Raw genomic sequence first — 6,119 nt, 5'->3', positions numbered from 1 at the left:
CGGATCCGTTCGGGGATGAAGCTAAAATCGGTGTACTTAGCCCAATGCACCAACGCCAATACCTGCACGATGTGAACTGGCAAGCAGTAGCGGCTCATGCTTCGCTGGCCCAGGGGACTCATGCCGGCTACGGCAATGTAGAACATGGCCCAGGCAGCCAGATGAAATCCCAGCCGCTCCCGCCAACACTGGCTTCTACCTGCCATAACTCCTGCCGCATCCATTAAACCTGTAACAAGCAGGGATCCCAGGGTGGCAGACACAAACAGTTGGCTAAGAGCGTCAGCCCACAGCCCAGGGTCTTTCATCGGTGCAGAAAGAGAGAGTAAGCTTTGCCAGCGTTCGGCGGAAAGGACATATGTGCGAGCTTGGAAAATAGCTTGATAATTGGCTTTCACGCCGGTAAAGTAACGCTGCATTTCCAGGTAGAGATCCCAGCGTCCGAAGCGGAGCTGACAGTAGAGAAAAAAGCCCAGGCCACCCAACAGAGCCAAGCTCGCTGCCATACTCGTCCAAAACCAACGGCGGGCTTGGGTTCTCTCCCCCGCTTTCAGGAGATTCAAAAAAGGGAGCAGCGCCACCGGCAAGCCGACAATCCGAGTAGCACTCATCACCAAGCCGTGGATCCCAGCCAGGAGCATCAGCAGGGGACGGCCCCCGTGAATTGACCAGTAGAGAAAACCCAGTAGGCTGGCCATAAACAAAGATTCGCTGTAGCCCACGACCAGGTAAAAGCTGGTGGGATAGAAGAAGATGAGCAAACTGGCCAAAATTTGCCAGAGGGGGGGAATTTGCCACCTGCGGTAAAGCAGGAAAAGGTAAACCCACATCAGCCAGCAAAAGAGCTGGGCGGTGAGGTAGAGCCCCAGTTCAGGGTCAACTCCCACAAGGTGACTGATTGCGGCCACTGCCAGGGGATAGCCGGGGAAAAAAGCTACGTTGCTCTGCTCGTAGGCAATCTTGTCAAAGCCCACAAACTGATAGCCCCGCCGCACAATGCTCAGGTACCAGTAGCTATCGCGCTGGCTCAGGGCTGTAAAGGCAGAAGCATAGTCGCTGTGTTTTGTCCAAAGGTATATCATTAACACTTGCAAAACAGTCAGCGCTAGGCCCAGCAAAAAAATCCGAGCAGAAAAGCCAACTAAAAGTCTGCAAATCTGTTGCAACAGGTGGCAAGGGCGCAAACTCATTGGCGCATTCTCCTTCTTGACTACGGAAGTTCAATCAAGCCACCCAGAGATGCTGGACGTAGCGCCAGGTGAGGACTTGATTCAGGGCAAAGAAGACTAAAGCCAAGATCCAGTAGCCCAGCCTCAGGACACTGCCAAGATAGGGACGCACCTGTTGCGGGATGAAGCTGAAATTGGTGTATTTAACCCCATGCAGCCAGGTCAGCACCTGCAGGATGTGGACTGGCAGGCAGTAGCGGATCATACTTCTCTGGGCCACAGCACTCATGCCAGCCACGGAAATGGAGAACATGGCCCAGGCGGCTAGGTGAAACCCCAGTCGCTCTTGCCAGCACCGGCTCTTGCCCACCAGGACACTCAACCCATCCAGCAAGCCTGTAACAACTAGGGATCCCAGCGTGAGGGGAACAAACAGTTGACTGATGGAAATTGCCCATATCCCATCCCCCAAAGCCTCGGAAAGGGAAAACAAGGACTGCCAATAGCGACTAGAAAAGAAGGGGGCATAAGTACGAGGTTGAATAATAGCCAAGTAGCTGAAAGAACTGGGGCCAAAGTAGCGCTGCATTTCGATGTAGAGATCCCAACGGCCAAAGCGGAGCTGACAGTAGAGGAAAAAACTCAGCCCGCCCAACAAGGCCAAAACAGCGGCGCCGGCTGTCCAAAACCAACGGCGGGATCCCTCCCCCAGGCGCAGCAGAGGAAGCAACGCCACCGGCAGGCCCACAATGCGAGTGGCACTCATCGCCAAGCCGTGGGCCCCAGCCAAAAGTGCCGACCGGAGAGAGTTCAAGTCCATTGACCAGTAGAAAAAACCTAGCAGGCTGGCTACGAACAGAGACTCGCTGTAACCTACTACCAAGTAGAAGCTACTAGGATAAACCAAGATTATTAGACTTGCCAAAACCTGCCAAAGAGTGGGGATCTGCCAGCGGCGGTAAAACAGGAAAAGGTAAATCCACATCAGCCAGCAAAAGAGCTGGGCAGTAAGATAAAGCCCCAGCTCCGGCTCAACTCCTAACAGGCGGCTCATGATGGCCACCGCCAGAGGATAGCCCGGAAAGAAAGCCACATTGCTCTGCTCGTAGGCGATCTTGTCAAAGCCCACAAACTGATAGCCCCGCCGCACAATCCCTAGATACCAGTGGCTATCCCACTGGGTTAAACCCTTGAAGATAGAAGCATAGTCATCCCCCTTGCTCCAGAGGGAGATCAAGAAGATCTCCAGCCCTGTCAAGGCTAAGCTTGGCAGCAAAACCTGGATAGAGAAAGGGGCAAGACGCTGCCAGCTTTGCCGCAAAAGAGGGCCAAGCGAGAAGCTCATCGTCGGACCTTCGCGGGTGCGGGTGGCACTTTGATCTCTTCTTGGTAATCGCTGTCGGAGTTCACCTGCCAGAGATCGTGGCTGCCGGGGCGGAGAACGTTTTCGGCCGCCAATAGGCCCATCAGCAGGCTGTGATCCTGGTTGTTGTACTTAAACGAGCCATAGCGGCCCACCAGTTGCAAGTTTTCAAACTGGCCGAGGTACCTTCGCAAGATGGCCAAGTCTTCTTTGTAGCTGCCGGTGTAGATAGGATAGGTGCGGGGTAGGCGCACCACAAAGCCGCCAGAGATCTTCTGGCCTTGCAGCAGGCCAATTTGGCGTAGCTCCCTCTCGGCCAAAGCCAGCAATTGCTCCTCGGGAGCTTGCCACAAGGGATCCCCAAAGTTGCACCAATACTCACAGCACAAGGGGGTTTGTTCTCGGTTGGGGAGCATAGCCGGCGACCAATTGGCGAAGTTGGTTACCCGACCGACCTGCACTGTTGGGTCGTTGATATACAGCCAGTTATCGGGGAAAAGCTGGGATCCCTCCACAATCAGATAAACCAAAACGGTGTTGCGAAACTTGAGGTTGCGGGCTGCCTGCAGTACCTCTGGAGGAGGCAACTCCTGTAGGCTCTGCACCAAAACTGTCAGAGGGATCGAGGAGATGACGTGGGAGGGGGAGACCCATGTTTCACTTCCATCCTGAAGATTGCGCAATTGCAGCTTGACAATCCGGGATCCCTCATGCCTAAGGGCAATGACCTCTGTATTTAGCCAAACTTTTTGACCTTCGGCCAGCAAAAACTCCTGCATTTTTTCGTAGAGCTGGCCGGATCCCAGCCGAGGAAACTGAAACTGATCGATTAGAGATTTCACCAAACCTCGATTCCACCCCAATGCTTTTCGTATGGCCTCTCCAAGACTGAGACCTTTGATGCGCTGGGCAGCCCAATCAGCACTGATCTCGGTGCAAGGGATCCCCCAAAGCTTTTCTGTATAGCCTTCAAAGAAAATCTGAAAGAGTCGAGCGCCAAATTTGCCCTTGACCCAATCGGCAAAGTTGCGGGGAGCTGGCCGCGGAATGAGTTGTGCCCAAAGATAGGAAAGGACAATGCGCAGGCTTTCCCACCACCCCACTTTGCGCAGGACTTCCCAAGCTTGAATGGGGTACTGAAAATATTGCTTGCGGTAGTAGATGCGGGTAAGCCGCCGGACAGTTACTTGTTCGGATCCCAAAACCTGGTTCCACAACTCCAGCACCGCTGGGATCTTGGTAAAAAACCGGTGCGGGCCATAGTCAAGAATGAACCCCTGGTAGCGAATGCTTTTGGCCAAGCCCCCGACTCCCTCTTCTCGTTCCACTACCACCACGGGGAAGCCTAGCTGGGTCAAGCGATAGGCAGCCGCCATGCCCGCCGGCCCTGCCCCCAGGATATAGATGGGATCCCGCATCTGGCCTTGCGCTCGCCTTCAAGCCTTGCCGACATTGTAGTACCTGCGAAACCCTGGGAAAATGGGCAGAGGAGGCTGCGGCTGGAGGCTGGCCTGTGCTGTTGACCAAAGGCTTTGAGGTAGAAATGTACACCGGCACCGCTGCCGGGGAAGTGGTGGGGCTGTCGGATCGCATCTGCCAGGCCTTGCCGGGGTTTATGCGAGAACCGGATCGGCGCAACGTAGAGTACATCACCCCACCCCTTCGCCGCTACGAAGATCTGCTCTGTGCCCTCCTTCGGCCCCGCCTGCAACTGCGGCAGTTTTTGCGCCGCCTGGGCCCTTACACCCTCTTGCCGGGGAGCACCCTGGCTTTGGGCGGCAGCGACCACTTTGAGCGCTCGGATCCGGGCAACCCCTACCACGACTACATCGAGCGCACCTATGGCACGCGGGTGGTAACTGCCAGCATCCACATCAATGTTGGCCTGCCGGATAGCGAGGCCATTTTCCTCGCCTGTCGTCTGCTGCGGGCGGAAGCCCCTCTTTACTTGGCCCTGAGCGCTTCTTCCCCTTTCCTGGACGGCCAAGTAACGGGCTATCATTCCAGCCGTTGGCAGGTGTTTCCCAAAACGCCAGCTCAGGTGCCCTTCTTCCGGGATCACGCCCATTACATCGCCTGGATGCAGGAGCAACTGGCCCTGGGCACGATGCAGAATGTGCGCCACCTCTGGGCTTCTGTGCGGCCTAATGGTCCGGAGCGGCCCTACCATCTCAACCGGGTGGAGCTGCGCATCTGCGACCTGGTGGCGGACCCAGTGATGGTCCTGGCCATTGCTGCCTTGGTGGAGGCCCGCCTCTGGCAATTGCTATCCCAGCCGGAGGTTCTGGATCCCTTGCAGGGGCCCTTTACCCCTGCGGAGCTGGAGAGCCTTTGCGAGGCTAACGAGCAAGCTGCCGCCCGCGAGTCCTTGCAAGCCCGGCTGATCGATTGGCGCACCGGCCGCGAACGCTCAGCCCAGGAGTGGATTGAAGAGCTGCTGGCCGAAGCCTGGCGCATTGGCCAACCCCAGGGGCTGGGCTGCTTCTTGGCTCCCCTGCAAACTCTGCTCCAGCGGGGCAACGAGGCCCAGCGCTGGCTGCAGCAGGTCAGCCAGGGATCCACCCCTGCCCAGGTGTACCAACAGGCCATCCAAGAGCTAGAGGACCAGGATCGAGAAAGACAGAAAACCCTCTGCCAGCTTGTTGGTTAGGTTCTTGCCAACGGCAGCCGTTCCTCGTTTCAGTTTTCTTGGGCGGCATTTCATCCAAAGGTTGTGCCATTCCATCCCCAGAGGTAGCCCTTGGCCTCGGTGAACTCGATGAAAATCCTCTTCTTCGGGATCCCCAAAGCTGCCTCGATGGCGCTGCAAAAAAACTCACTCATGGCCCGGGTTTGCTCGGCGGAAAATTGACCCACGCTTTTGATTTCCACGTAGCAGCAGGGATCCGCGTAGCAGCAGGGATCCGCACTGCCGCCAAAGGTCATCGGGATCCCTCCTTCAAAGGCGGTCATCACGTAGGCTTCCGGCTTGCTCACCTGTTTGGCCAGAGCGGCAGAGAGCGACTTGAGCAGCTCCTCCACAGCGGCAGGTTCAGGCTGCAGCGGCGTTTGCAACTTAATTAAGGGCATAGGTGCTTCTTTTGGCCGACGAGTAGATCTTGCCATTGCCGGGGATCCAGCTGTGGTAGGTTAGCTGCAGAGTTCCGCCAATCCCCATGGAGCAGAGGAAGCCGGTCAGTTCTAAGCCTCAAGCCGGGGCAGGTCCCCGGGAGGTGCGAACCGAGGCTGCTCCTGCCCCTGTAGGTCCTTACAGCCAGGGCGTTGTCGCTTCCGGGCCTTTCCTGTTTACTGCTGGCCAGTTGGGCTTGGATCCCAAAACCGGCAGGTTGGTGGGAGAAGATGTTGCCTCGCAAACTCGGCAGGCGCTGCTAAACCTAAAGGCGGTGCTGGAAGCGGGGGGAACGTGCCTAGCCAATGTGGTAAAAACCACGGTCTTTTTGGCGGATATGAAAGACTTTGCCGCCATGAACGAGGTTTATCGAGAGTTCTTCGCCACCGAGCCCGCACCAGCCCGCTCCTGTATCCAGGTGGCCTGTCTGCCCCTCAATGCTTTGGTGGAAATCGAGGCGGTAGCCTGCTACCGATAA

The 6,119-nt window shown here is 56.6% G+C and carries 6 protein-coding genes; 2 read left to right on the top strand and 4 right to left on the bottom strand.

Annotated features, from left to right (window positions below; genetic code table 11):
- The 3 genes from NW806_RS09705 to NW806_RS09695 form a co-directional block, all read right to left on the bottom strand.
- A partial coding sequence (locus tag NW806_RS09705; protein WP_414410942.1) for a hypothetical protein occupies positions 1-1,082 on the bottom strand: 1,082 nt, incomplete at its 3' end.
- 142 nt (positions 1,083-1,224) lie between these two features.
- The gene (locus NW806_RS09700) at positions 1,225-2,514 is read right to left on the bottom strand and encodes a hypothetical protein (protein ID WP_414410941.1); all 1,290 of its coding nucleotides are present in this window, start codon (positions 2,512-2,514) and stop codon (positions 1,225-1,227) included.
- Entirely contained in the window at positions 2,511-3,950 is a 1,440-nt protein-coding gene (locus tag NW806_RS09695; protein WP_414410940.1) for an NAD(P)/FAD-dependent oxidoreductase, read from the bottom strand. Before NW806_RS09695 ends, NW806_RS09700 begins: the two co-directional genes overlap by 4 nt.
- A gap of 95 nt (positions 3,951-4,045) precedes the next feature.
- On the opposite strand from NW806_RS09695, the gene gshA reads away from it, so the two are divergent.
- Entirely contained in the window at positions 4,046-5,182 is a 1,137-nt protein-coding gene (gene gshA, locus NW806_RS09690) for a glutamate--cysteine ligase (protein WP_414410939.1), read from the top strand.
- A 50-nt stretch (positions 5,183-5,232) separates the two neighbouring features.
- Here the strand turns inward: gshA and NW806_RS09685 are convergent, their stop codons facing one another.
- Entirely contained in the window at positions 5,233-5,601 is a 369-nt protein-coding gene (locus NW806_RS09685) for a phenylpyruvate tautomerase MIF-related protein (protein ID WP_414410938.1), read from the bottom strand.
- Between the two features lie 143 nt (positions 5,602-5,744).
- Between NW806_RS09685 and NW806_RS09680 the strand changes: the two genes are divergently transcribed.
- Positions 5,745-6,119 carry a RidA family protein gene (locus NW806_RS09680; protein WP_414410937.1) on the top strand — a complete coding sequence of 125 codons (375 nt, stop codon included), beginning with the start codon at positions 5,745-5,747 and terminating at the stop codon, positions 6,117-6,119.

It is taken from the genome of Synechococcus sp. W65.1 (genome assembly GCF_047461615.1).
In the GTDB taxonomy this organism is placed as follows: Bacteria; Cyanobacteriota; Cyanobacteriia; order Thermostichales; family Thermostichaceae; genus Thermostichus.
This window is presented reverse-complemented; position numbering and strand designations above follow the sequence as displayed.

Excerpts from the sequence above, each read along its gene's own strand:
- NW806_RS09695 (WP_414410940.1), bottom strand. The coding sequence starts at position 3,950 with ATGCGGGATCCCATCTATATCCTGGGGGCAGGGCCGGCGGGCATGGCG.
- NW806_RS09700 (WP_414410941.1), bottom strand. The coding sequence starts at position 2,514 with ATGAGCTTCTCGCTTGGCCCTCTTTTGCGGCAAAGCTGGCAGCGTCTT.
- NW806_RS09685 (WP_414410938.1), bottom strand. The coding sequence starts at position 5,601 with ATGCCCTTAATTAAGTTGCAAACGCCGCTGCAGCCTGAACCTGCCGCT.